Origin of the sequence: Achromobacter deleyi, assembly GCF_013116765.2 — a bacterium.
GTDB lineage: Bacteria > Pseudomonadota > Gammaproteobacteria > Burkholderiales > Burkholderiaceae_B > Achromobacter > Achromobacter deleyi_A.
In genome coordinates this window covers 2,947,331-2,971,613 of the sequence record NZ_CP074375.1, presented here as the reverse complement: position 1 = coordinate 2,971,613, position 24,283 = coordinate 2,947,331, and the positions used below count along the sequence as shown (strand labels likewise).

The window sequence follows — 24,283 nt, the reverse complement described above, 5'->3', positions numbered from 1 at the left end:
CCCATGCTTATACAGATCGCAGAAGTATTCACGCAGCAAGAAGCGGCCGATATCCGGCGCCGGCTGGATGCCGCCGACTGGGTGGATGGCAAGGTCACGGCGGGCTACCAGTCGGCCGAGGTCAAGCGCAACCGCCAGTTGCCCGAGCAGCACCCCTTGGCGCAGGAACTGGGCAGCCTGATCCTGCAGCGCCTGGCAGGCAACAATCTCTTCATGTCGGCGGCCTTGCCGCGCAAGATATTCCCGCCGCTGTTCAACCGCTATGAGGGCGGCGAGGCCTTCGGCTATCACGTGGACAACGCCGTGCGCGGCATCACCGGCACGGCGGAGCGGGTGCGCACGGATTTGTCCGCCACGCTGTTCTTCTCCGATCCCGATTCCTATGATGGCGGCGAACTCGTCATCGACGACACCTATGGTCCGCGCGCGGTGAAGTTGCCGGCAGGGCATATGGTGCTGTACCCCGGCACCAGCCTGCACAAGGTCAATCCGGTCACCCGCGGCGCGCGCGTGAGTTCGTTCTTCTGGATGCAAAGCCTGGTGCGCGAAGACAGTCAGCGTGCCTTGTTGCTGGACATGGACGTGGCCATACAGCGTCTGAACCAGGATGTGGCGGGGCATGCCTCGATCGTGCAGCTGACCGGTATTTATCACAATCTGCTGCGCCGCTGGGCCGACGTTTGATGAAGCCTAAAGTGTTTTCCCGGGGTGTCGCGCAAACCCCTAAATGCGCGTTTTTGTTTATTGCGAAAACAGCTAAAAGCTAGTATTGACGCGGGTTGCGGTGAGGTTTTCGCTTGACAGCCGCGCCACGCCAAGGCCTAATACATGTCTGCGTCGCTGACGGTTTGAAGGCAACATGCCATCGAATCCTAAGCGGCGCAGCAGTTTAAAAGTTGTGCTTTGCAGCGCAAGAAAAAAGTTTATCCACTGTCTGTTCGTTGTTTGCCGGGTCTTGCGTCCAATCGTGGCATCCAATCATGACGTCCATGAACTGCGCTCTCCCGGCAGACTCCACACCTTGTGAGGGGTACACCTGAATGAACAAAACCGAACTCATCGATCATATCGCCAGCAAGGCCGATATTTCCAAGGCTGCAGCCGGCCGTTCGCTCGACGCCCTGATCGGTGCCGTCAAGACCACGCTGAAGAAAGGCGGTACGGTCACGCTGGTTGGTTTCGGCACGTTTGCCGTGTCGGCTCGCGCCGCGCGCACCGGTCGTAACCCGCGCACTGGCGAGACCATCAAGATCAAAAAGGCCAAAGTGCCGAAGTTCCGTCCGGGCAAGGCCCTGAAGGACGCCGTCAACTGATGGACGGCAGGCGGATCGCCAGGCCCAGTCCTCAGGCGATTTGCCGACAAGTACGCGGTCCGGTATACTCCGGCCCGCGTATTGCTTTTGAGTGCCCCAGTTGGCAGTTGTCTTGCACGAATTTTCGTCTTGCGGCTGCATCGAAACGGGTGCTTAGCTCAGTTGGTAGAGCGGCGCCTTTACACGGCGTAGGTCACAGGTTCGACCCCTGTAGCACCCACCAAAAGCAAACCCGCAAACCCGCAGACCCGCAAACCCGAATCATGCTCCGAGAGCAGGATTCCACATACAACCCGCACACGGCGCCGTGGCGGGTTTTTTGTTTTCCGGTGTTTGAAAAACGATCGCAGGGGGGGGGCGTCGTCGCGCCGGCTCCCTTTTTCGTAAACGTTTTGTCGTTCCTGGTTTGATCCTGATCAGGGGTGTTACGCTGTTCCAGACGAAATACAACGTGCGAATCATTCGCATTTAAGATATTATGACGGGCTTGTACCGGTCAGCCGGCGTCGCCTTCTTGTGCGCGTCAATTCCCTGGCTGGCCGGATAAGTCAATGCACCCTGGCTGATTCATGCCTAGTTTTCAACGCGGTTGGAATTCTTCTTCGCGGTCTTCTTTTGGTATACGCGCAGGCGCTGGCCTGGCGGTCGTCGCGCTTCACGCGGCGGTGATCGGCGCCATCTTCATGGCGCCGGAAAATCGTCCTGAACTGGAGGAACCCGAGGCAATCATGGTGAGCGTGGTGGATGCCCCCATTCCCCAGATCGCCAAAGCCGAACCCACTCCTGAAGTGCCGCAACCGGTGACGGAGACGCCGCCCGAGCCGCAACCCGAGATCGAGCCGGAACCCGAGCCCGAACCCGAATTGAAGCCCGAGCCGGAACCGGAGCCGGAACCCGAACCGGTGGTTGAAAAACCGCCGATGCCGGCGCCCAAGCCCAAGCCGAAACCCAAGCCCAAGCCCCAGCCCAAGCAGGAAGTCAAACCGGAGCCCAAGAAGGAAACGCCTCCCCAGCAGACGCCGCCCAGCGGCGCGCCGGAAGGCACGCAGGCGCCGCAGGGTCCCCAGCAGGGGCCGCCGCCTGATCAGCCTGTGCTGGTCTCCAGTATTGAATTCCAGGGCGCGCGCCCCATGCCGAACTACCCGATGGCGTCGCGTCGCATGCGGGAAGAGGGCCGTGTGGTGGTTCTGGTAGAAATCAATACCCAAGGGCTGGTGGAGCGGGCAACCATCGATGCGTCGTCAGGTTTTCCGCGCCTGGACGAATCGGCTCTGGCCGCCGCCCGCAAGGGTCGTTTCAAGCCCTATACCCGTAACGGCGTGGCCTATCCCGCCAAAGCCAAAATTCCGTTCGATTTCGTAATGAGGAACTGAGATGTCCAACGCACTGCATAGCGCCACCCTGGTGGCGCAGGCGACCACCAGTCCGGCCGCGCCGGCTGCCGCCGCCGCTGCGCCCGCCGCGGCTGCGGCCGCGCCCGCGGCCCAACAAGCCGCCACGACCGCTGGCGATGTCGCCCAGCAAGCCGCCGGCGCCGTCCAGCAATCGGCCGACGCGCTGCACAGCGCCGCCGCCGCGCTGCCCGCGGTTCCGGCCCCGGCCGCCGTTCCCGACATGGGCTTCCTGCACTTCGTCGCGCAGAGCGACTTCGTGGGCAAGAGCCTGTTCATCATCCTGATCCTGATGTCGCTGGTGACCTGGTACCTGATCCTGGTCAAGGCCGCCAGCAACGTCAGCATGCGCAGGCGCTCGGCTGACTTCCTGAACAAGTTCTGGAACGCCAGCTCGCTGGAGCAGGTCGAGCACGAAATCAGCACGCACGGCGCGCGCGACCCGTTCTCGCACCTGGCCAGCCACGCCATGCACGCCCAGGCGCACCACAACAAGTTCGGCGCGACCAAGCTGGAAGAGTCAGGCACCAATTCCGATTTCGTCACGCGCACCATGCGCAAGGTGATCGACGAAGAAACCGCCAAGCTGGAAAACGGCCTGACGGTGCTGGCTTCGGTGGGTTCGACGGCGCCGTTCGTGGGCCTGTTCGGCACGGTCTGGGGTGTGTATCACGCGCTGGTCGGCATCGGCCTGTCCGATGGCGTCACCATCAACCGCATCGCCGGTCCGGTGGGCGAAGCGCTGATCATGACGGGCCTGGGCCTGGCGGTGGCAATCCCCGCGGTGCTGGCGTACAACACCTTTGTGCGCAATAACCGCGTGTTCCTGTCGCGCCTGGATGCCTTTGCGCATGACCTGTTCGCGTTCCTGACCACCGGCCAGCAAGTTGCGCTGTCCGACGGCAAGGTGCGCGCGCTGCGCCGCCAGAATGGCGCTGCGGTTCAACGCGGGAGCGAATAATGGCCTTTGGCAGCTTTGAGGGTAAAGGATCAGGGAGCCACGCGGTTTCCGAGATCAACATGGTGCCCCTGATCGACGTCATGCTGGTGCTGCTGGTGATCTTCATCATCACGGCGCCGCTGCTGGCGCACTCGATCAAGATCAACATGCCCCAGGTGGCCGCCGAGCAGATCGAGGAAGAGCCCAAGACCGTGGATCTGGCCATTGATGCCAGCGGCGCGCTGTTCTGGGACGAGAAGCCGGTCAATATCGACGACCTGCCCAATCGCTTCAAGTCGATCGCCGGCACCAAGCCGCAACCCGAGATCCGCATCCGCGCCGATCAGAACACCCGCTACGAAACGCTGGCCAAGGTCATGGCCTCGGCGCGCCGCTCGGGCATGACGCGCATCGGCTTTGTCACGACGCCGCCTTCGGGCGGATCCGTCGCCCCGGCCCCCGCCGCGGCACCGTCCGGGGGGTGAACGATTCCGGGAAAGGGGGCGCATTTCGCGCCCCTTTTTTTCGGGATCGCGCTAGAATCGCGGCATGCGAGTTCTGGTAATCGAAGACGACACCACCCTGGGCCATGCGCTCCAGGAATTTCTGGCCGACCAGGGTTATGCGGTCGACTGGCTGACCGAGGGCGACCGGGTATTGGGCGCCTTGGCAGGCCAGCCCTATGACCTGATGCTGCTCGACCTCAACCTTCCCGGCATGAGCGGGCTGGATGTCCTGCGGCAGTTGCGCCAAGACGGCAACCAGGTTCCCGTTCTGATTCTTACCGCCCGAGATGGCATCGAAGACCGCGTCGCCGGTCTGGATGCGGGGGCAGATGACTACGTCACCAAGCCTTTCGAGCTGCCCGAGCTGGCGGCCCGTGTGCGCGCCTTTGGCCGCCGCCGCGCCGGCCAGGCGCAGCCGCTGATCGAAGTAGGCCCCCTGGTTTTCGACACGGTCGGCCGCGAAGTCCGCGCCAACGGTCAGCGCCTGTCGCTGTCGGTGCGCGAACTCTCCGTGCTGGAAATGCTGATGGCCCGCGTCGGCCGCGTCGTGACCAAGCGCCAAATCGTGAACTCGCTGTCCGCCTGGGACGCCGATTTCAGCGAAAACGCGGTCGAAGTCTACGTGTACCGCTTGCGCAAGCGCCTGGAAGGCACGGGCGCCAGCATCCAGACAGTCCGCGGCTTCGGCTACATGCTGGATGTGGAAGCGGCCTGACGAGCCGGCTGTGGCCGGCTCGTACCGGTCGCACGCACCCATCCGCCTAAGCAAGGGCTACGCGTCATGACGCAGGAACGCATTCCTCCCGCATCCCCGGCTCCGCGCCCCTTGCTCCCCTCTCGTTCGCTTGCGCGGCATCTGGTCATCCGACTGATGCCGCCGATCCTGCTGCTAGTCCTGCTGGACCTGGCGGCGACCTGGGTCATCACGCACAAGATCGACATGTCGCTCTGGATGCTTGAGGACTTCTTCTGGCTGATGGTCGTGGGGCAGGTGGCGCTGATCGCCCTGTTCACGTGGGTGGTAGTGCAGGGCGTGCGGTCCGGCCTGCGTTCGGTGAATCATCTGTCCGAGGAGATCCGGCAGCGCTCCATCGACGATATGCAGCCGCTGGAAGTGGCGGGCGTGCCGGTGGAGATCGAGCCGCTGGTGACCCACACGAATGACCTGCTGCTGCGGCTGGACGCGTCGCTCGCGGCGCAACGGCGCTTCATCGGCCATGCGGCGCATCAGTTGCGCACCCCTTTGTCCGGTCTGAGGCTGGAGTCGGAGCTCATGCTGGCCCGCCCCTTGCCCGACGATGTCCGGGCGCGCGCGGAGCGCATCAAGGCGGTCAGCGACCGCATGATCCGGCTGGGCCAGCAACTGCTGGTGCTGGCGCGCGCCGACCCCAATGCCCGGCCGCAAGACAGCTTTGTGCGCATCGACCTGTGCGAATGGGTGCGGGTGCATGGCGCCGAATGGTTTCCGCGAGTGCGGGAGGCCCATTACGAATTGGACCTGGCGGCGCCCGATACGCCCATCTGGATCGATGCGGACCCCTTGCTGCTGGCTGAACTGCTGGGCAACCTGATCGACAATGCCTTGCGCTATGGCAATCCGACGGGCCGCATCACGCTGATCGTCGGCGCCAACCCGCCGTCGCTGACGGTGGAAGATGACGGGCCCGGGATCCCGCCCGAAGAGCGCGATCGCGTCTTTGAAGCGTTCTACCGGTCGCCTACCGCCACGGCGGGCGGCTCGGGCCTGGGACTGGCCATCGTGCGCGAGATCGCGCATGCGCATGGCGCCTGGTGGAAGCTCACCAGCCGCCCGGATTTTTCCGGAACACGGCTTTCCGTCGTGTTTCCCGGCCCCCGCAAAGGGGCTCAACTCACTCGTCAAGAACCCGCATCATGAGCCAGGGTACGGTTAGCGCTCCTTCCTCGTCCATCGGTCCCGCAGGCGCGCATGCGCCCTCGTCGCGAGCCGCCCTAGTCCTGGGCGCGCTGGGCGTGGTGTACGGGGATATCGGCACCAGCCCCTTGTATACGTTGCGGGCCTGCCTGACCGGCCTGAGCGTGCACACCGACCTGGAGCCGGCGCATCTGCTGGGCGTGCTGTCCATCCTGTTCTGGATGCTGATGGTGGTGGTGTCCTTGAAATACGTGACCCTGGTGCTGCGCGCGGACAATCGCGGCGAGGGCGGCACGCTGGCGCTGCTGGAACTGGCGGTGCGCGCGCGCGAAGGCAAGCTGCGCTGGGTGCTGATCGTTCTGGGAATTTTCGGCGCGGCGCTGTTCTACGGCGACAGCATGATTACGCCTGCCATTTCGGTGCTGTCGGCGCTGGAGGGCATCGGCATCGTGTCGCATCAGCTGGATGCGTGGGTGGTGCCGATCGCGCTGGTGGTGCTGGTGGCGCTGTTTGCGATCCAGTCGCATGGCACGGGCGCGATGGGCAAGCTGTTCGGGCCGGTGATGCTGTTGTGGTTCGGCACGCTGGCTGCCCTGGGTGGCTGGCAGATCTGGCAGACGCCCGAGGTGCTGGCGGCGTTGAACCCGATGTACGGCCTGCGGTTCATCATCGAATTCCCCTGGATCAGTTTCGTGCTGCTGGGCGCGGTGGTGCTGGCGCTGACGGGCGCCGAGGCGCTGTACGCCGACATGGGCCACTTCGGCCGTCCGGCGATCCGCCGCGCCTGGTTCAGCATGGTGCTGCCGGCGCTGACCCTGTGTTATTTCGGCCAGGGCGCGCTGTTGCTGCGCGATCCCACGGCGATCCGCAATCCGTTTTTCCTGATGTCTCCCGAGTGGGGGCTGGCGCCGTTGGTGGCGCTGGCCACCATTGCGACTATCGTGGCCTCCCAGGCGGTGATTTCCGGCGCTTACTCGGTAACGCGCCAGGCCGTGCAACTGGGGTTCTGGCCGCGCATGCAGATCCTGCATACGTCGGCGGTCGAGAAGGGCCAGATCTATCTGCCGCAGGTCAATGCGCTGCTGTTGTGCGCGGTGCTGGTCCTGGTGCTGCTGTTCCGCAATTCGGACAACCTGGCGGCGGCCTACGGTTTCGCGGTGACGGGCACGATGCTGACGACCTCGGTGCTGGCGTTCGCGGTGCTGCCGCGCGGCAGTACGGGGATCAAGCGCATGCTGTGGTTTACGGTGCTGGGCTTGCTGCTGCTGTTCGATGTGCTGCTGTTTTCGGCCAACGTCTTCAAGATTCATGAAGGCGGCTGGTTGCCGCTGGTGGTGGCGATCGTGGTGTTTACGTTGATGATGACGTGGCGTCGCGGCCGCCGGCTGCTGTCCGAGATGCAGCAGCGGGATCGCCAGCCGCTCAAGGAATTCATGGAGCAGCTTGAGGAGTACCCGCCGTCGCGCGTGCCGGGCACGGCGATCTTCATGACGATGAATTCGGGCAATGTGCCGCCGGCGCTGCTGCACAATCTGAAGCACAACAAGGTGCTGCATGATCATGTGCTGTTCCTGACCATCCTGGTGGCGGATGTGCCGTACATTTCTCCGGAAGAGCGTTTCGTCGTGGAGAAGCTGAGCGCGTCGAGCTGGACGGCGACGGTGAATTACGGCTTCAAGGAAGATCCCGACGTGCCGGAGGCGCTGCGGCTGGTGGCCGAGGCGTATCCGGAGGTGGATCTGGAGCCGATGCGCACGTCCTATTTCCTGTCGCGGCAGACGGTGGTGGCGGCGAAGAAGCCTGCGCTGTCGCGGTGGCGGCGGGCGGTGTTTTCGTTCATGGCGCGGAATTCGACGCGGAGCACGAAGTTTTTCAAGATTCCGGCGAATCGGGTTGTGGAGATGGGGATGCAGGTCGAGTTGTAGTTTTTTTTGGGGCTTTGGTGGTTCTTGAGGCGCCCGGCGTGGCGGGGGCCTGGGGAGCGCGGGGCTGCGATTGCGGTCCGGAGCCTTCGCTCCGGACTTCCCCCTTCGTCATCGTCGTTGGCGCCTGCGGCGCCTGCCTTCCGATTCCCTCGGGCTTATCGACGCCCCGCGCTCCCCAGGCCCCCGCCACGCCGGGCTCCGCTGGCTGAAGCATGAAGGCCGCTGGGACGACTTGCGTGCTTAGGGTTCTCGCCTGCGGGGGATTGTGGCGGAAGGTCTTGCGGGGTTCGCCCCAGGCCGGCCGCGCGGGCGGCCTTATGGGGCTTTTGCGGTGTCTTGCGGCGTGGCGATGACGCTGCGCGCGTGGGTGATTGTGTTGGTGCTGAATGTTGGTGTCTGGCGGTGATGCGATGATTGACATCTCACCCAAATAAAAAACCCCTCGGTTTTCCGAGGGGTTTTTTGTTGGCCTTGAAGAATTACTTCTTCTTGGCGGCGTCCGTCAGCTGGGGCAGGGAGGTGCCGCTGGAGGACAGCAGGCCGGTCTTCACGTAGGTGAAGAGCTTTTCGCGGGTGTCGACGATGTCGAGGTTGCGCATGGTCAGCTGGCCGATGCGGTCGGCCGGCGTGAAGGGGGCGTTTTCCACCTTTTCCATGGACAGGCGCTCGGGTGCGTACGTGAGGTTGGCCGATTCGGTGTTCAGCAGCGAATAGTCATTGCCGCGGCGCAGTTCGATGGTGACTTCGCCGGTGATGGCGCGGGCGACCCAGCGCTGGGCGGTTTCGCGCAGCATGATGGCTTGCGGATCGAACCAGCGGCCCTGGTACAGCAGGCGGCCCAGCTTGCGGCCGTTTTCGCGGTACTGCTCGATGGTGTCTTCGTTGTGGATGCCGGTGACCAGGCGCTCGTAGGCGATGAAGAGCAGGGCCAGGCCCGGAGCTTCATAGATGCCGCGGCTCTTGGCTTCGATGATGCGGTTTTCGATCTGGTCGCTCATGCCCAGGCCGTGGCGGCCGCCGATGCGGTTGGCTTCCAGCAGCAGTTCGACGGGGTCGCTGTATTCAACGCCGTTCAGGGCGACCGGCTGGCCTTCCTCGAAGCGGACGGTGACTTCCTCGGCCTTGACGGCCACATCGTCGCGCCAGAAGGCGACGCCCATGATGGGCTTGACGATGCGGATGCCGGAGTTCAGCTGTTCCAGGTCCTTGGCTTCGTGGGTGGCGCCCAGCAGGTTCGAGTCGGTCGAGTAGGCTTTTTCGGCCGACATCTTGTAGTCGAAGCCGGCTTGGCGCATGTACTCGGACATTTCCGAACGGCCGCCCAGTTCGTCGATGAAGCGCTGGTCCAGCCAGGGCTTGTAGATCTTGAGTTCCGGGTTGGTGAGCAGGCCGTAGCGGTAGAAGCGCTCGATGTCGTTGCCCTTGAAGGTGCTGCCGTCGCCCCAGATGTTGACGTTGTCTTCCTTCATGGCGGCCACCAGCATCGTGCCGGTGACGGCGCGGCCGATGGGCGTCGTGTTGAAGTACGTGATGCCGGCGGTCGAGATGTGGAACGCGCCCGCTTGCAGGGCGGCGATGCCTTCGGCCACCAGTTGCTGGCGGCAGTCGATCAGGCGGGCGTTTTCGGCGCCGTAGGCCATGGCCTTGCGGGGGATCTCGTCGTAGTCGGACTCGTCGGGCTGGCCCAGGTTCGCCGTGTAGGCGTAGGGGATGGCGCCGTTATTGCGCATCCAGAGGAGCGCGGCGCTGGTGTCGAGGCCGCCGGAAAAGGCGATGCCGACCTTCTGGCCGGTGGGAAGGTTCGGGAGGATAGTGGTCATTGTTTGAGGTGAGACGCCAACAGGACTTTGACAGCAACGAGCCGCCAAACAAGAAATATAGCGGCCTATTTTAACTCTTTTGAGGGGGGCTGGCCGGGCGGGGCGAACAGCTCGGCCAGCCGGAGCCTGCGTATGAGCAGGCCGGTGGCCGTCGCCAGCCGCGTGGCGGGCCGGTGGCGGGCGCTGGCCAGCACGAGGTTGTTGGTGATGGTGGGCGAGCAGATGTCGGACAGGGACAGCTCGTGTTCGGCGGCCGGGCCGCGCGCGGCCGAGCGGGGAAGAATGGCGTAGGCGTCGCCTTGCGCGGCCAGCTCCACGATGGTCTGCACGGCGTCGACCTCGGCCGCGACCTTCAGGCGCACGCCTTGGGCGCGGCACACGCTTTCGACCAGGGTGCGGATGGCGTTGGGCAGGCTGGGCAGCACCAGCGGGTAGTCGCCCAGCCGCGCCACGGGCACGCGCGCGGGCAGGGGAGGCTCATGTCCGGCCGCAGCAGCCAGGACCAGGTCTTCGCGAAACAGCGATTCATAGGCCAGTTGCGGTGATGGCGCGGGGTCGTAGAGCAGGGCCAGGTCGACCCGGCCGGCCAGCAGCCATTCGCGTACCTGCGCGCTCAGGCCTTCGGCAACGGCGATGGACGCGTCGGGAAAGCTGCGGCGGAAGGCCTGCACGAGCGGGGGTGTCAGCACGCGCGCGATGCGCGGCGGCAGGCCGACGATGACTTTGCCGGTGGGTGTTTCCCGCAGGGTCTGCAGATCTTCCTTGGCGCGTTCGGCCAGGGTCAGCAGGGCGCGGGCGTATTCCAGGAAGCGCAGGCCCGCTTCGGTGGGTTCGGCGCCGCGGCCGTTGCGGTAGAGCAGGTGCTGGCCCAGTTCCAGCTCCAGCAGCCGGACCTGCCGGCTGAGGGTGGGCTGGGCCACGTCCAGCATTTCGGCGGCGCGCGAGAAGCTGCGCCGTTCCGCCACGCGCACGAAATATTCGATCTGCTTGAGATCCATGGGATATTTGATTTATGTATATCTGAAATCAAAGATATAGCATTGTTAGCCAGCCCGCAATCCGGGACCATGACGCTTTCACCGCAGGAAGCTGTCCGTGCCCGATTGCCGTCCCCCGCTAGCGTCCCCGTCCCGTCCCCGCCACGCGCTGCCGCCTGGCGCCTGCGACGCGCACTGCCATGTCTTCGGACCGGGCGACGTATTTCCGTACGCGCCGGGCCGGTCCTATACGCCGCCGGACGCGCCGTACGCCAGGATGGCGGCGCTGCATGCGCGCCTGGGCGTGGAGCGCGCCGTGGTGGTGCAGGCCAATTGCCACGGATCGGACCATGGCGCCTTGCTGGACGCGCTGGCGCAAAGCGGCGGCCGCTATCGCGGCGTGGCGCTGTTGGGCGCCGATGCGACCGAAGCCGGCGTCAGGGAGCTGCACCAGGGCGGCGTGCGCGCGGCGCGGTTCAATTTCGTGCCGCACCTGGGCGGTGCGCCCGATCCCGCTGTCTTCGATCATGTGGTCGCCCTGATCGCGCCGCTGGGCTGGCATCTGTGCCTGCACGTGGATGGCGCGATGCTGCCCGAATTGCTGCCGCGCCTGCTGGCGCTGCCGGTGCCGTTCGTCGTGGACCACATGGGGCGCCTGAAGGCGGCCGACGGGCTGGAATCGGCTGCGATGCGCGCCTTGCTGAGCCTGGCCGATGTGCCGCAGGCCTGGGTCAAGGTGTCCGGCATCGACCGCATCGCGTCCGGCCAGCGTCCGTTCGCCGAAGGGATCCCCTTTGTGCGCGCGCTGGTCGCGGCCATGCCGGACCGCACCCTGTGGGGCACGGACTGGCCGCACCCGAACGTGGCGGGCGACATGCCCGACGACGGCGAATTGGTGGACTCGTTCTTCGAGGCCTGTCCCGATGCCGCGCTGCGCCAGCGCGTGCTGGTGGACAACCCGGCGCGGCTGTACGGATTTCAGTAGTCGGCAATGCAGGCGGCCGCCGTCTGACGACGCATGGGCCATAAGAAAATTTCATTCAACGAGGAGACATCATGTTCAAGAAAATACTGTCGGCCGGCTTGCTGAGCCTGGCCGCCGTGGGCGCCGCGCAAGCGGACGGCCCGGTCCGCCTGATCATTGCCTTCCCGCCGGGCGGCCCGGTGGACCTGGTGGGCCGCGTGCTGGCCGAGCAATTGGGCAAGGAGCTCAAGCAGCAGGTCATCGTCGAGAACAAGGCCGGCGCCAACGGCAATATTGCGGCCGCCTATGTGGCCAAGTCGCCCGCCGACGGATCGGTGCTGTTCCTGACCAGCGTGGGCGCGGTGTCCATCAGCCCGGCGCTGTACAAGGACCTGCCGTACGATCCGGTGCGCGACTTCGCGCCGGTGTCGCGGGTGGTGAACAACGCCACGGTGTTCGTGGTGAATCCGTCCAACCCCGCGGCCGACGCGGCCGACTTCGTCAAGCGGTCGCAAGCCGCCACGCAATCCGTGGCCATCGGTTCGTCGGGCATCGGCAGCATCCCGCACCTGACGCTGGAAATGTTCGCCGACGCCAGCAAGGCCAACGTGCTGCACGTGCCATACAAGGGCGCGGCGCCCGTCATCAATGACGTGATGGGCAATCAGGTGTCGGGCTTTTTTGGCGACGTGCCGGGGCTGATCGGCCACATCCAGGGCGGCAAGCTCAAGCCTCTGGGCATCGCCGCCCCGATCCGCCATCCGCTGCTGCCTGACGTGAAGACGCTGGCCGAGCAAGGCATAGCCGGCGTGGAATCCAACAACTGGTACGGAATCGTTGCGCCCGCGGCGACGCCCGCCGCCACCGTCGACAAGCTGAACCAGGCCCTGCGCGCCGCGCTGGGCAACGAAGCCGTGCGCGCGCGGCTGGAGAAGTTTGGCGCGCAGGCCGCGCCCAGCAGCCCGCAGGAACTGGCCGCGCTGATCGCGTCCGACCGCGAGAAGTGGACCGCGCTGATCCAGCGCAAGAACATTCGTCCGGAGTAGCCATGAGCGCCAGCCGAGTCGCACCCGTGGTGCCTGGCACCCGCCAGGAACTGGCCGTGCTTGAGGCGCGCATCGCCGCCGCGCGGGGCCGGATATCGCCGCTGTACCAGGTGCTGTTGAACAGCCCGGCCGTGGTGGAAGGCTGGGAGGCCATGCTGACCGCCATCCGCCAGAAGACCTCCCTGGCGCCGCGCCTGCGCGAGCTGATCATCCTGCGCGTGGCGACCTTGAACAATGCGCCATACGAGTTCGAGGCGCATGTGCCGCACGCGCTGGCGGGCGGCATGCCCCAGGCAGTGATCGACGCCTTGCGCGGCAATCCCGCGCCGGACACGGTGCAGGGGCTGGCGCCGGGAGAAGCCGAGGTGCTGGCGCTGACCGACGCCATGACGCGCGACATCGAAGTGCCGGACGCGGTGTTCGCGCCGCTGCGCGAGCGCTACGATGATACGCAGCTGGTGGAGCTGGCGGCGACGGTGGGCGCGTACAACATGGTGTCGCGCTTTCTGGTGGCCTTGCGTGTCGGGCATTGAAAGGAGATGACTGTGCAGGAAACGATATTGCTGGTGTCGCTGGGCGAGCGCTTCGACGAGGCGCGCGCGCGGGATCTGGCCGGGCGCCTGACGGACGGCCTGGCCGGCGTGCAGGTCAGCGCGTTCGCCGCGCTGGAAGCCGAAGATACCTATGTGTACGTGCGAGGGGCCGAGGCGCTGCCCGAGATCCAGGCCCGCCTGGCCGAATTGGTGCCCGGCGCCCATGCCCGGCTGCTGCATCGGACGCTGGACCTGCCCGGGGCGTCGGCCGGGCAGGACGCGCCGTGGCACTACATCGTCGAAACCGATGTGTTGCCCGAAGCGGACGCCGACCTGAACGCCTGGTACGACCAGGAGCATTTGCCCGGGCTGGCGTCGGTGCCCGGCACGGTGCGCGCGCAGCGCTATGAATGCCGCGACGAGTCGCCGCGCTACCTGGCCTGCTACGACCTGCAAACGCAGGAAACCTTCGGCAGTCCGCCGTGGCTGGCCGTGCGCGCAAGCGACTGGAGCAGCCGCGTGCGGCCATCGTTCCGAAACACGCGGCGCACGATGTTCAGGAAGATCCTCTAGCGTCGGCCCGACACAAAAAAGGGCCCGGGCGTCATGCGATGCCCGGGCCCTTTTTCCGCTGCTACGGGGCCGACTTACTCGATCTGGCCCAGCAGCAGGAATTCCATCAGCGCTTTCTGCACGTGCAGGCGGTTCTCGGCTTCGTCCCAGACCACGCTTTGCGGCCCGTCGATGACTTCACCGGTGACCTCTTCGCCGCGGTGGGCGGGCAGGCAGTGCATGAAGACGGCTTGCGGGTCGGCGGCGGCCATCATTTCGGCGTCCACGCACCAGTCGGCGAAGGCCGCGCGGCGTTCTTCGTTCTCGGCCTCGTAGCCCATGCTGGTCCAGACGTCGGTCGTGACCAGGTGCGCGCCCTTGCAGGCTTCCATCGGGTCTTTGAACTGGCGCAGCACCTTGTCCGAAGGCGTGCCGATGCGCGTGGCTTCGAGTTCGTAGCCGGCCGGCGTGGACACGTGCAGCGTGAAGCCCAGCATTTCGGCGGCGTGCAGCCACGTGTAGGCCATGTTGTTGGCGTCACCCACCCAGGCCACCGTCTTGCCGGCGATGGGGCCGCGGTGCTCGATGTAGGTGAAGATGTCCGCCAGGATCTGGCAGGGGTGGAATTCGTTGGTCAGGCCGTTGATCACGGGCACGCGCGAGTGCGAGGCGAAGCGCTCGATGCGGGTCTGCTCGAACGTGCGGATCATGACGATGTCGACCATGCGCGAAATGACGCGCGCGGTGTCCTCGATGGGCTCGGAGCGGCCCAGCTGCGAATCGTTGGAGGTCAGGTTGATGACCGAACCGCCCATCTGGTACATGCCGGCCTCGAACGACACGCGGGTGCGCGTGCTGGCCTTTTCGAACACCATCGCCAGCGTGCGGTCGTGCAGCGGCATATGGGGTTCATAGCGTTTGAACTTTTCCTTGATCAGGCGCGCGCGGTCCAGCACGTAGGCGATCTCGGCGGACGAGAAGTCCTTGAACTGAAGAAAGTGCCGCAACGGGCCGTTTTGAGTCGTGGGAGGAGTCATGGTGATGTCGCAGGTCATGGGGCCCGGCCAGGCTCGTGGCCCGGACGGGACGTTGATTATGGTTTTTCGGTCAGGAACTGTTGGATGAGCGGAACCAGGATGGCGACGATCTGGTCGGCCTCTTCCCTGGTCAGTATCAGCGGCGGCAGCATGCGGATGACGCGGTCGCGCGTGACGTTGATGAGCAGGCCGGCCTCCAGGGCGCGCATGGCCAGGATGCCGCAGGGGCGGGCCAGCTCGATGCCCAGCATCAGGCCGCGGCCGCGCACCTCGATGACGCCGGGCGTGCCGGCCAGTGCGCCGGCCAGCGAATTCTTCAAGTGATTGCCCACGACGTGGGCGTTGTCCAGCAGCTTTTCGGATTCCAGGGTGTCCAGCACCGCCAGCCCGGCCGCGCACACCAGCGGACCGCCGCCAAAGGTGGTGCCATGGCTGCCCGGGGTGAAGACGCCCGCGGCGGGGCCGGCCGCCAGCATCGCGCCAATGGGGACGCCGCCCGCCAGGCCCTTGGCCAGCGTCATGACGTCGGGCACGATGTCCGCCCACTGGTGGGCAAACCATTTGCCGGTGCGGCCGATGCCGGACTGCACTTCGTCGATCATCAGCAGCCAGCCGCGCTCGGTGCACAGGCGGCGCACTTCCTGAAGATAGGCGATGTCGGACGGGCGGATGCCGCCTTCGCCCTGCAGCACTTCCAGCAGCACGGCGGCGGTGCGGGGTTCTGCGTCGCCGGCGGCGCGCACGGCGTCCAGGTTGTTGTAGGGGACCTGGACGAAGCCGCTGGGCAGGGGCTCGAAGCCCTTGCGGGCTTTCTCGCTGCCGGTGGCCGCCAGCGTGGCCAGCGTGCGGCCGTGCCAGGACGAGTCCATGGTGATGATGTGGGCGTGCTTGTTGCCGCGCTGGTAGGCGTAGTAGCGGGCCAGCTTGATGGCCGCTTCGTTGGCTTCGGAGCCGCTGTTGTTGAACACGACCTCCTGCATGCCGGACAGTTCCGCCAGGCGGGAGGCAAGCGCCGTCTGCTGGGGGACTTTGTAGATGTTCGAGGTGTGGATCACGCGGGCGGCCTGCTCGCTGATGGCGGCCACCAGCTTCGGGTGCGCATGGCCCAGGCAGGACACGCCGATGCCGGCCAGGGCGTCCAGATACTTGCGGCCCAGGGCATCCCATAGCCATACGCCCTGGCCGTGCGTGAACGATACCGGCAGCCGGGCATAGATATTGGCCAGAGGCGAACTCATCGTGGATCCTCCTGGGTGATAACCAAAAAAGCATGCCCTGCTTGTCGCGGCGCAATCGCAGCGGATTCGAGGCGAATCGCCTTTGGAAAGAGGGCAAAGGATCAATCATATACAATTCGCGGCGCAGGGCGCATGTTTGATCACGCCGAAGATCCGGCTTTCGTGAAAGGCTCCCTGTAGTGAAGAACTCATGGCAACTCGCGTCAGACAATTCGTAATTCATGGCGTTACCGAAAGCGGTAGCCGATTCCGCCCCAGCGATTGGGCGGAGCGGCTCGCCGGCGTAATGGCACAGTTCCGGCCCGCCGGCTGTGCTGGTAACCACCTCACTTATTCGCCCTATGTGCTTCCCGTCGTGATCGATGGCGTGCGCGGGATCGTGGTCGATCTGCGTTTGCGCGACCTGGAGCCGCTGGCGTACAAGTTCGTGGTGGACTTCGCCCGCGACAACAACCTCAAGACGGAAGAACGCGAAATCTAGGTCTTCTGAACGAAAAAGCGCCCCGACCGGGCGCTTTTCTCATTCGGAAAGCCGGCGCGCCCATCGGGCGGGCCGGGTGCTACGCGCCGTTCGCAGGGCGCGGGCAGGCATGTGGCAGTGCGGCAAGGGTTAGCGATAGCTTGAAGCCATGCCGGGATCGAGAGCAATGTTGACATAAATTGTATACATGCACTCGTCCAGAATGGAGCCCAATGTCCGCCGCACCCGAAGCCATATCCCTTGACCGGCCCGTCGTCACGCCCTGCCGGGTGCTGGTCGTCAATGGCAATACCACCGCAACGCTGACCGACAGCCTGGCAGGCCAGGCGCGCGCCTTCTACGGGGGCGCCGCCCATGTGCGCGCCGTCACCGCTCCGTTCGGGCCGGCCTATATCGCCAGCCGGGCGGAAGCGGCCATTTCGGCCCACGCCGTGCTGGCGGCCGTGGAAAGCGAGGCGGCGCGGGCGGAGGCGCCGTTCGACGCTTGCGTGCTGGCCTGCTTCGGTGAACCGGGCATAGGCGCCGTGCGGGAACGCCTGGATGCGCCCGTGGTCGGCATGGCTGAAGCTTCCATCATGACGGCGATGCAGCGTGGCGACCGCTACGCCATCGTCACGGTCGGACAGCGCTGGCCCGGCATGCTGCGCGAACAAATCCGCCAACTGGGACTGGAATCGCGCTGCGCGGGCATTCTCGCCCTGCCGGGCAAGGCGCTGGACTATGCTTCCCGCTCGGCCGATTCGGCCGCCGCCGTCGCCCGCGCGCTGGAGCAGGCGGAGCAGCAGGGCGCCGACGTGGTGATCGTGGCCGGCGCCGCGCTGGCGGGCTATCTGCCCCTCCTGCCGCGCCTGCCGCGCGTACCCCTCATCGACTCGTACCGGGCCGCCTTGGCGCAGGCGCTGGCCTTGGCGTCCCTGGAACGGTCGAATTACTTCGCGTACACCAGATCACGGAGTCCAAGCGACAACCCCGGCCAGTAGGTGATGATCATCAGGCAGACGATCACGACCCCCACGAATGGCACCAGCGGCTTGATCAGGCGCTCCAGCGGCAGCTTGGCCACCGCGCAGGCCGCGAAGAGATTCACCCCGAACGGCGGTGTGATCATCCCGAGGGCCAGGTTCACCACCATGATGATCCCGAAGTGGACCGGGTCGACGCCGAACTGCAGGGCCACGGGCAGCAGCAAGGGCGCCAGCACCACGATGGATGCCGAGGTTTCGATGAACATGCCGATCACGAACAGCGCGGCGTTCACGCCCATCAGGAACGAGAACTGCGTGTCGAACAGCTGCGCCAGCCACACGCCCAGCGCGTCGGGAATGCCGGCGCGGTTGAGCAGGAAGCTGAAGACGCCAGCGTTGGCGATCACGAACATGATGACGGCGGTAGACACCACCGACTTGTGCAGCGTGTCCGACAATTGCTTGAAGCTCAGGCGGCGGTAGATGAACTTGCCGACGAACACCGCATACATCACGGCCACGACCGAGGCTTCCGTGGGCGTGAAGACGCCGCCGTAGATGCCGCCCAGGATGATCACCGGCATCAGCAGCGCCAGCCAGGCGCTCTTGAATGCCGGCCACAGGGGCAGGCGGCCTTCGCCGTCGCGCTTGCCGAGGTTGTTGCGCTTGGCGTAGAGCCACACGTAGAACATCAGCGCGACGCCGATGAGGATGCCGGGCATCACGCCGGCGATGAACAGTTCGCCGGTGGACGTGTCGGTGGATACGGCAAACAGGATCATCGGGATGGACGGCGGGATGATCACTCCCAGCTCGGCCGCGCTGGCCTGCAGCGACGCGGCGAAAGGGGCCGGGTAGCCGTGCCGGATCATGGCCGGGATCAGGATCGCGCCCACCGCGAACGTGGTGGCGACGCTGGAACCCGCGACCGCCGCGAAGATCATGCAGGTCAGCACGCAGGTGCAGGCCAGGCCGCCCTGGATGCCGCCGACCACGCTCTTGGCGAATTCCACCATGCGTTCGGAGATGCCGCCGGCTTCCATCAGGTTGCCGGCCAGGATGAAGAAGGGAATGGCGACGAGCGGGTACTTGTCCAGCGCTGCGAACAACTGCTGGGCGACGACCAGCCAGGGCAGGCCGGACGCGCCGACTCCCGCCAGGCTGGCCAGGCCGATCGACACGGCGACCGGCACTGACAGCCCGAAGAAAATCAGCATCGAGACAATCATTAATTGGGACATGGCGATATCTGCTGCTCAGGTTCGATAGGGGGCGGCTCAGCCTTGCGCGTCGTTGCGCACGGGCACGTCTTCTTCTTCGCCGGCGCACCAGCGGGCCAGCACGGCGATGGCGGCCAGGGTGGCGCCCACCGGGATCGCCAGATAGATCCAGGAGATCGAGATGTCCAGGCTGGGCACGTTCTGGAAGCGCACGCGATAGGTCATGTTGCCGCCGATCCAGGCCAGGAATCCCAGGAACCCGGCGCAGGTCAGGCCGATGATGGCTTCGAGCACTCGGCGGCGCGTGCCGCCGAGCAGGTTGCGCAGCAGTTCCACGCTGATCATGGCGCCGTGGCGGAAGGCCAGGGCCACGCCCAGCAGCACGGTCCAGATCAACAGGGCGCGGGTCAGCACCTCGCTCCAGTCGGCCGGCGAGTGCAGCACGAAGCGGGCAATGACCTGATAGAACGCGGCGGCCGCGGCGGCCACCAGCAGGAGTTGGGCAAAGACCGAGACCAGCTTGAACAGGCCGCGGTCGAAAGCGCAGAGCAAACGCATGGTGAATCCCGTGAGCGATATACGCGGAAAGGATGGGGGTGAGAAGCGGCGGGAGTCGGATCCCGCCGCCGTGGCCCTATGCCCCGGAAAGGGGCTGGCCCGCCTACTTGGCGTCGCGGATCGAGTCGATCAGCTTCTTGTCGAACTTCTTGTAGTACTCGGGGTAGGCCGGCTCGACGGCGGCCGCGAAGGCGGCGCGGTCGACTTCGGATACCTGCATGCCTTCCTTCTTCAACTGCTCGACGCCCGTCTTCTCGATGTTGTCGACGTAGCCGCGCATGGCCTGGGCCGAATCCTTGCCGGCCTTGTCGAAGTTGGCCTTGTCGGCGGCCGCCAGGCCGTCATAGACGTTGGAGGACATCAGCACCAGGGCCGGGCCATAGACGTGGCCGGTCAAGGACAGGTACTTCTGCATCTGCGACAGCTTGGCCGACGTGATCACCGACAGCGGGTTCTCCTGGCCGTCGATGGTGCCCTGTTGCAGGGCGGTGGCCACTTCGGGCCAGGCCATCGGCGTGGGCAGGATGCCGATCTGGCGGAAAGCAGTGATGTGGATCGGGTTTTCGGTGGTGCGGATCTTCAGGCCCTTGGCGTCCGCCGGCGTCTTGACCGGGCGCACGTTGTTGGTCAGGTGCCGGAAGCCCTGTTCGCCCCAGGCCAGCGCCACGATGCCGCGGCTGGGGAACTTGGCCAGCATGTCCTGGCCGATCTTGCTGTCCAGGACCGTGCGGGCGTGCTGCAGGTCGCGCAGCAGGAACGGAATATCGAAAACCCCGGTCTCGGGAACAAAATTCAGGGTGGCGCCTGTCGAAACGATGGCCAGGTCGATGGTGCCGATCTGCAGGCCTTCGATCACTTCGCGTTCGCCGCCCAGCGCGCTGTTGGCGAATTGCTGTACCTTGTACTTGCCATTGCTGGACGCCTCGATGGACTTGGCCAGCGCGTCGGCGCCGGCGCCATAGTGCGACGACGTCGACAGGGCGTAGGCCATCTTCAAGGTGGTCTGGGCTGCCGAGGGCAGGGAAGTGGCGGCCGCGCAGGCGGCCAGAATCGTGGCCGCAAGCCAGGATTTACGCATTGTCTTCTCCGGTTTTGGTTATCTTTATGGGCGGCATTGCCTCCCGCCCCGGGATGATATCGGGATTCAGTTCCGTTTCAGGCGGTTTTTAACGTAGATGAATGATGGATTTCCCTGATATGTCACAGGTTAAGCGTCCTGGTTTTTGGTCCACCCTGCGCCTGGGCGCCCGGATGATGATGCGGGATGCGCGGGCGGGTGAATTGCGCCTGCTGGTGCTGGCGCTGGTGGTGGCGGTGGCCGCGGTGACCAGCGTCGGCTTCCTGGCCGACCGGGTCAGCCGGGCGCTGGAGCGCGACGCCGGCCAGATGCTGGGCGCCGATCTGGTGCTGGATGCCGACGAGCCCGTGCCCGCGGCATTCAAGGAGCAGGCCCGCGAGCGCGGCCTGAGCTTGTCCAGCACCTGGCAGTTTCCCTCCATGGTGGGGGCCGGGGACGGCGCGCAACTGGCCGCGCTGAAGGCCGTGGAGCCCGGCTATCCGCTGCGCGGCGCCTTGCGGGTCACCAGCGCGCCGTTCGAGCCCGATGCGCCCACGCGCGACATCCCGCCCGAAGGCGCGGTCTGGGTCGACGGCCAGCTGCTGTCGCTGCTGAACCTGAGGGTGGGGGATACGCTGAACGTGGGCGATGCCCATCTGCGCATCGACCGCGTGATCACCTATGAGCCGGACCGCGGCATGCAGTTCGTCAACGTGGCCCCGCGCGTGCTGTTGCGCGCCAGCGATCTGCCGGCCACCGGCCTGATCGCGCCGGGCAGCCGCATCGGCTATGCCCTGCTGATCGCCGGCCAGCCGGACGCCGTGGCAGGTTATTCGGCCTGGCTCAAGCAGAACCTGAAGCGCGGCCAGAAAGTCGCTACCCTGGAATCGGGCCGCCCGGAAGTTCGCCGCACGCTGGACCGCGCGCAGCGCTTCCTGTCGCTGGTGGCGCTGCTGGCGGTGCTGATCTCGGCCGTGGCCGTGGCGCTTGCGGCCGGCCGCTACATGACCCGGCACCGCGACGGCATCGCGGTCATGCGCTGCCTGGGGGCGGTGCAATCCCAGGTCGCGCGCATGCTGACGCTGGAATTCACGCTGGTCGGCCTGTTCTCGTCGGCTGCCGGCTGCCTGCTGGGCTATGCCGTCCACCAAGTGCTGGTGATGCTGCTGGGTTCGCTCATCGACACCACCTTGCCGGCGCCTTCGGCCATTCCGGCGCTGCAGGGCCTGCTGACCGGCCTCCTGCTTTTGCTGGGCTTTGCCTTGCCGGCGCTGGCGCAGCTGCGCCACGTGCCGCCGGCCCGGGTGCTGCGGCGTGACGCGGATACGCTCAGCGCGCGCAGCGCCTTTGGCTACATCCTGGGCGCAACGGGCTTTGCGCTCCTGATCTGGTGGTTCGCGGGCGACGCCAAGCTGGGCGCCGTGGTGGCGGGAGGCTTCCTGGGCGCCTTCGGGCTGTTCGCCCTGGTGGCCTGGCTGTGCATCCTGGGCCTGGCGCGCGTGCGCGGCCTGGCCGCGGGCCTGCCGGCGCTGCGCTTCGCGCTGGCGGGCGTGGTACGCCGGCGGGCGGCCACGATCACCCAGGTCTGCGCGCTGGCGGTCGGCCTGATGGCATTGCTGTTGCTGACCATGACGCGCACCGACCTGATCCAGGGCTGGCAGCGCACGCTGCCGCCGGATGCGCCCAACCGGTTTCTGATCAATGTTCAACCCGACCAGCGCCAGGCCGTGACGGCCGCGCTGACCCGCGAGGGACTCGGCGGGATCTCGCTGTCGCCGATGGTGCGCGGGCGCCTGATCGCCGTCAACGGCAAGCCGGTGGGGCCGGACGACTACGAAGAGCCGCGCGCCAAGCGGCTGGTGGACCGCGAGTTCAACCTGTCGTATGGCGACGAGATGCCTTCGTCGAACCGCATCGAGCAGGGCCGCTGGCTGGCTCCCGGCGCAGCCGAGGTCTCGCTGGAGTCGGGCCTGGCCAAGACGCTGGGCATCGGGCTGGGCGACAAGATGACCTTCGACGTGGCGGGGCAGCAGGTCGAGGTGGCGGTTTCGAGCACCCGCCGGGTGGATTGGGATACGATGCGCGTCAATTTTTTCGCCATCCTGACCCCCGCCTCGCTGGCCGACATGCCCCAAAGCTGGATCACCTCGTTCTACCTGCCGCCCGACAAGGCGGCGGTGCTGCCCGCGCTGGTGCGCGAGTTCCCGAACCTGACGGTATTCGACGTGGGCGCCATCCTGCAGCAGCTGCAGTCCGTGCTCAGTGAAGTGGGCCGGGCGGTGCAGCTGCTGTTCCTGTTCACGCTGGCCGCTGGCGTGCTGGTGCTGTCGGCGGCGCTGACCGCCACGCGCGACGAGCGCATGCGCGAGGCCGCGGTGCTGCGCGCGCTGGGCGCGACCCGGCGTCAATTGGCCCGGTCCCAGCGCATCGAACTGTGGGCCGTGGGCGGCCTGGCCGGCCTGCTGGCGGCTGCCGGCGCCACCGCGATTGCTTGGGCTTTATCAACCCTGGTGTTCGATTTCACCATTACCTTCAGCCTCTGGCCGTGGCTGGCGGGCATCGCGACAGGTATGCTGGGCGCCTGGGCGGGCGGCGCCCTGGCGCTGCGCGGCGTCCTGCGCACGCCGCCCCTGGTCACCCTTCGAGAAACCTGATGACGTCCCGCGTCCATACCATTACTGAACCCGTGGAAAATTCCCGCACCATGTTTGACCTTCTTGGCGGCGAGGCCGGCGTGCGCGCGCTCGTCGACCGCTTCTATGACCTGATGGACATCGAGCCCGATCTCAAGGAGCTGCGCGCCGCCCACGGGCCCAGCCTGGACGAGGCGCGCGACAAGCTCTTCTGGTTTCTGTGCGGGTATTTCGGCGGTCCGGACCACTATATAGAGCGCTTTGGCCACCCCCGCCTGCGGGCCCGGCACCTGCCGTTTTCCATAGGCGAGATCGAACGCGACCAATGGGTAACCTGCATCGGGCGCGCCATGGAGGACGAGGGCATCGAGCCCGCGCTGGTCGAACGCCTGCTGGAGTCCTTCTACGGCGTGGCCGACTGGATGCGCAACCGTGAAGGCTGACGACGCTCAATCCGGCGCGCGGCGCACGTCCTGGGCCGGCCCCTTGGGCGGCGCCATGCTCAGCGACGCCTCGCGCCTGGCGGACGCCGGACCCGAGGTCTTCAATCCCGCGCACTACGGCGAGCGGGCGCGACCGGTGGACGCCGGCGGGCGCCAGGCCGCCTGGTTCGTGCAGGGGCAGGGCTGGCAGGGCGTGTTGCGGCGCTACCGCCGCGGCGGCATGATCGCCCGCGTCAGCAGCGACGCCTACCTCTGGAATGGCGAGGCCCGCACCCGCAGTTTCCGGGAATACCGGCTGCTGGCGGCCATGCGCGCCCAGGGCCTGCCCGTTCCCGCGCCGCTGGCCGCCGCCTATTGGCGGCAAGGCCCGATCTACCGCGCCGCCATCGTGGTGGAGCGCATACCCGGCGTGCGTCCCTTGGCCCAGGCGGTGGCCGAGCCGGTCTGGCAGGCGGTGGCCGACGCGATCGTCCGCATGCACCGGGCGGGTGTGTGGCATGCCGACCTGAACGCCTTCAACATCCTGATCGGCAGCGATGGCCAGGTCTGGCTCATCGATTTCGACCGCGGCACCCAGGGCGCGCTGTCCGAACGGCAGCGCCAGGCCAATCTGGAGCGGCTGCGCCGCTCGCTGCGCAAAGTGGCGGGCGAGGCCGGAGAGCGCTTCTGGCTGCGCCTGCGCGACAGTTATTGGACGGCGTGGGGCGTCGGAATCCAGCCCTGACCGCCACCCGGACCGCGGCTCGCGGCCCATGGGGCAATTGCGCCATTTACCCTGCAAAGTTGGGCA

The 24,283-nt window shown here is 66.2% G+C and carries 24 protein-coding genes and 1 tRNA gene; 18 read left to right on the top strand and 7 right to left on the bottom strand.

What is annotated here, in order from left to right; all coding sequences use genetic code 11:
* The first annotated feature begins 3 nt into the window (after positions 1–3).
* From HLG70_RS13255 to HLG70_RS13215, 9 genes are all read left to right on the top strand, one after another.
* Positions 4–684, top strand: coding sequence for a Fe2+-dependent dioxygenase (locus HLG70_RS13255; protein WP_171663201.1), 681 nt, complete (start codon positions 4–6; stop codon positions 682–684).
* Between the two features lie 356 nt (positions 685–1,040).
* Positions 1,041–1,313, top strand: coding sequence for an HU family DNA-binding protein (locus HLG70_RS13250; RefSeq protein ID WP_003812968.1), 273 nt, complete (start codon positions 1,041–1,043; stop codon positions 1,311–1,313).
* Positions 1,314–1,460: 147 nt separating this feature from the next.
* Positions 1,461–1,536, top strand: a tRNA-Val gene (locus tag HLG70_RS13245).
* Between the two features lie 346 nt (positions 1,537–1,882).
* Positions 1,883–2,686, top strand: a complete 804-nt coding sequence (locus HLG70_RS13240; protein WP_171663200.1) for an energy transducer TonB — start codon at positions 1,883–1,885, stop codon at positions 2,684–2,686.
* Position 2,687: 1 nt separating this feature from the next.
* Positions 2,688–3,665: a MotA/TolQ/ExbB proton channel family protein gene (locus HLG70_RS13235; protein WP_171663199.1), complete on the top strand. Its 978-nt coding sequence runs from the start codon at positions 2,688–2,690 to the stop codon at positions 3,663–3,665.
* Positions 3,665–4,129: an ExbD/TolR family protein gene (locus HLG70_RS13230; protein WP_171663198.1), complete on the top strand. Its 465-nt coding sequence runs from the start codon at positions 3,665–3,667 to the stop codon at positions 4,127–4,129. The genes HLG70_RS13235 and HLG70_RS13230 overlap by 1 nt, the downstream gene beginning before the upstream one ends.
* Positions 4,130–4,193: 64 nt before the next feature.
* A complete protein-coding gene (locus HLG70_RS13225) occupies positions 4,194–4,865 on the top strand; it encodes a response regulator transcription factor (RefSeq protein ID WP_057285123.1) in 672 nt (223 codons plus the stop codon).
* Positions 4,866–4,931: 66 nt separating this feature from the next.
* Positions 4,932–6,047, top strand: a complete 1,116-nt coding sequence (locus tag HLG70_RS13220; protein ID WP_171663197.1) for a sensor histidine kinase — start codon at positions 4,932–4,934, stop codon at positions 6,045–6,047.
* Positions 6,044–7,969 (top strand): potassium transporter Kup, encoded by a 1,926-nt coding sequence (locus HLG70_RS13215; RefSeq protein ID WP_171663196.1) that lies wholly within the window; start codon positions 6,044–6,046, stop codon positions 7,967–7,969. Before HLG70_RS13220 ends, HLG70_RS13215 begins: the two co-directional genes overlap by 4 nt.
* 479 nt (positions 7,970–8,448) lie before the next feature.
* On the opposite strand, the gene argG is transcribed toward HLG70_RS13215, so the two are convergent.
* Both argG and HLG70_RS13205 read right to left on the bottom strand, forming a co-directional pair.
* Complete coding sequence (gene argG / locus HLG70_RS13210; RefSeq protein WP_171663195.1) at positions 8,449–9,789, bottom strand: argininosuccinate synthase; 1,341 nt, start codon at positions 9,787–9,789, stop codon at positions 8,449–8,451.
* A 65-nt stretch (positions 9,790–9,854) separates the two neighbouring features.
* Positions 9,855–10,787, bottom strand: a complete 933-nt coding sequence (locus HLG70_RS13205; protein ID WP_171663194.1) for a LysR family transcriptional regulator — start codon at positions 10,785–10,787, stop codon at positions 9,855–9,857.
* Positions 10,788–10,884: 97 nt separating this feature from the next.
* On the opposite strand from HLG70_RS13205, the gene HLG70_RS13200 reads away from it, so the two are divergent.
* From HLG70_RS13200 to HLG70_RS13185, 4 genes are all read left to right on the top strand, one after another.
* The gene (locus HLG70_RS13200) at positions 10,885–11,751 is read left to right on the top strand and encodes an amidohydrolase family protein (protein ID WP_171663193.1); all 867 of its coding nucleotides are present in this window, start codon (positions 10,885–10,887) and stop codon (positions 11,749–11,751) included.
* A 71-nt stretch (positions 11,752–11,822) separates the two neighbouring features.
* Complete coding sequence (locus tag HLG70_RS13195; protein ID WP_171663192.1) at positions 11,823–12,776, top strand: Bug family tripartite tricarboxylate transporter substrate binding protein; 954 nt, start codon at positions 11,823–11,825, stop codon at positions 12,774–12,776.
* A 2-nt stretch (positions 12,777–12,778) separates the two neighbouring features.
* A complete protein-coding gene (locus HLG70_RS13190) occupies positions 12,779–13,309 on the top strand; it encodes a carboxymuconolactone decarboxylase family protein (protein WP_171663191.1) in 531 nt (176 codons plus the stop codon).
* A 12-nt stretch (positions 13,310–13,321) separates the two neighbouring features.
* Complete coding sequence (locus tag HLG70_RS13185) at positions 13,322–13,882, top strand: DUF4286 family protein (RefSeq protein WP_171663411.1); 561 nt, start codon at positions 13,322–13,324, stop codon at positions 13,880–13,882.
* 74 nt (positions 13,883–13,956) lie between these two features.
* Here HLG70_RS13185 and argF read toward each other — a convergent pair whose 3' ends face one another.
* Together argF and HLG70_RS13175 are read right to left on the bottom strand one after the other, a co-directional pair.
* Positions 13,957–14,898 (bottom strand): ornithine carbamoyltransferase, encoded by a 942-nt coding sequence (argF, locus tag HLG70_RS13180; protein WP_171663190.1) that lies wholly within the window; start codon positions 14,896–14,898, stop codon positions 13,957–13,959.
* Positions 14,899–14,954: 56 nt separating this feature from the next.
* Entirely contained in the window at positions 14,955–16,136 is a 1,182-nt protein-coding gene (locus HLG70_RS13175; RefSeq protein WP_171663189.1) for an aspartate aminotransferase family protein, read from the bottom strand.
* A gap of 190 nt (positions 16,137–16,326) precedes the next feature.
* On the opposite strand from HLG70_RS13175, the gene HLG70_RS13170 reads away from it, so the two are divergent.
* Both HLG70_RS13170 and HLG70_RS13165 read left to right on the top strand, forming a co-directional pair.
* The gene (locus tag HLG70_RS13170) at positions 16,327–16,617 is read left to right on the top strand and encodes a DUF3579 domain-containing protein (protein WP_013392635.1); all 291 of its coding nucleotides are present in this window, start codon (positions 16,327–16,329) and stop codon (positions 16,615–16,617) included.
* A gap of 212 nt (positions 16,618–16,829) precedes the next feature.
* Positions 16,830–17,597, top strand: a complete 768-nt coding sequence (locus tag HLG70_RS13165) for an aspartate/glutamate racemase family protein (protein WP_171663188.1) — start codon at positions 16,830–16,832, stop codon at positions 17,595–17,597.
* On the opposite strand, the gene HLG70_RS13160 is transcribed toward HLG70_RS13165, so the two are convergent.
* From HLG70_RS13160 to HLG70_RS13150, 3 genes are all read right to left on the bottom strand, one after another.
* Complete coding sequence (locus HLG70_RS13160; protein WP_171663187.1) at positions 17,546–18,823, bottom strand: TRAP transporter large permease; 1,278 nt, start codon at positions 18,821–18,823, stop codon at positions 17,546–17,548. The two genes, HLG70_RS13165 and HLG70_RS13160, sit on opposite strands and share 52 nt — an antisense overlap.
* Before the next feature lie 36 nt (positions 18,824–18,859).
* Entirely contained in the window at positions 18,860–19,360 is a 501-nt protein-coding gene (locus tag HLG70_RS13155) for a TRAP transporter small permease (protein ID WP_171663186.1), read from the bottom strand.
* A 103-nt stretch (positions 19,361–19,463) separates the two neighbouring features.
* Positions 19,464–20,438, bottom strand: a complete 975-nt coding sequence (locus tag HLG70_RS13150) for a TRAP transporter substrate-binding protein (protein WP_171663185.1) — start codon at positions 20,436–20,438, stop codon at positions 19,464–19,466.
* Positions 20,439–20,539: 101 nt separating this feature from the next.
* Here HLG70_RS13150 and HLG70_RS13145 point away from each other — a divergent pair, with 101 nt between their 5' ends.
* From HLG70_RS13145 to HLG70_RS13135, 3 genes are read left to right on the top strand one after another with little or no spacing between them, the layout of a single operon-like run.
* Complete coding sequence (locus HLG70_RS13145; protein ID WP_171663184.1) at positions 20,540–23,071, top strand: ABC transporter permease; 2,532 nt, start codon at positions 20,540–20,542, stop codon at positions 23,069–23,071.
* A complete protein-coding gene (locus HLG70_RS13140) occupies positions 23,071–23,493 on the top strand; it encodes a group II truncated hemoglobin (RefSeq protein WP_171663183.1) in 423 nt (140 codons plus the stop codon). Before HLG70_RS13145 ends, HLG70_RS13140 begins: the two co-directional genes overlap by 1 nt.
* Complete coding sequence (locus HLG70_RS13135; RefSeq protein WP_171663182.1) at positions 23,483–24,217, top strand: 3-deoxy-D-manno-octulosonic acid kinase; 735 nt, start codon at positions 23,483–23,485, stop codon at positions 24,215–24,217. Before HLG70_RS13140 ends, HLG70_RS13135 begins: the two co-directional genes overlap by 11 nt.
* Positions 24,218–24,283: the final 66 nt, after the last annotated feature.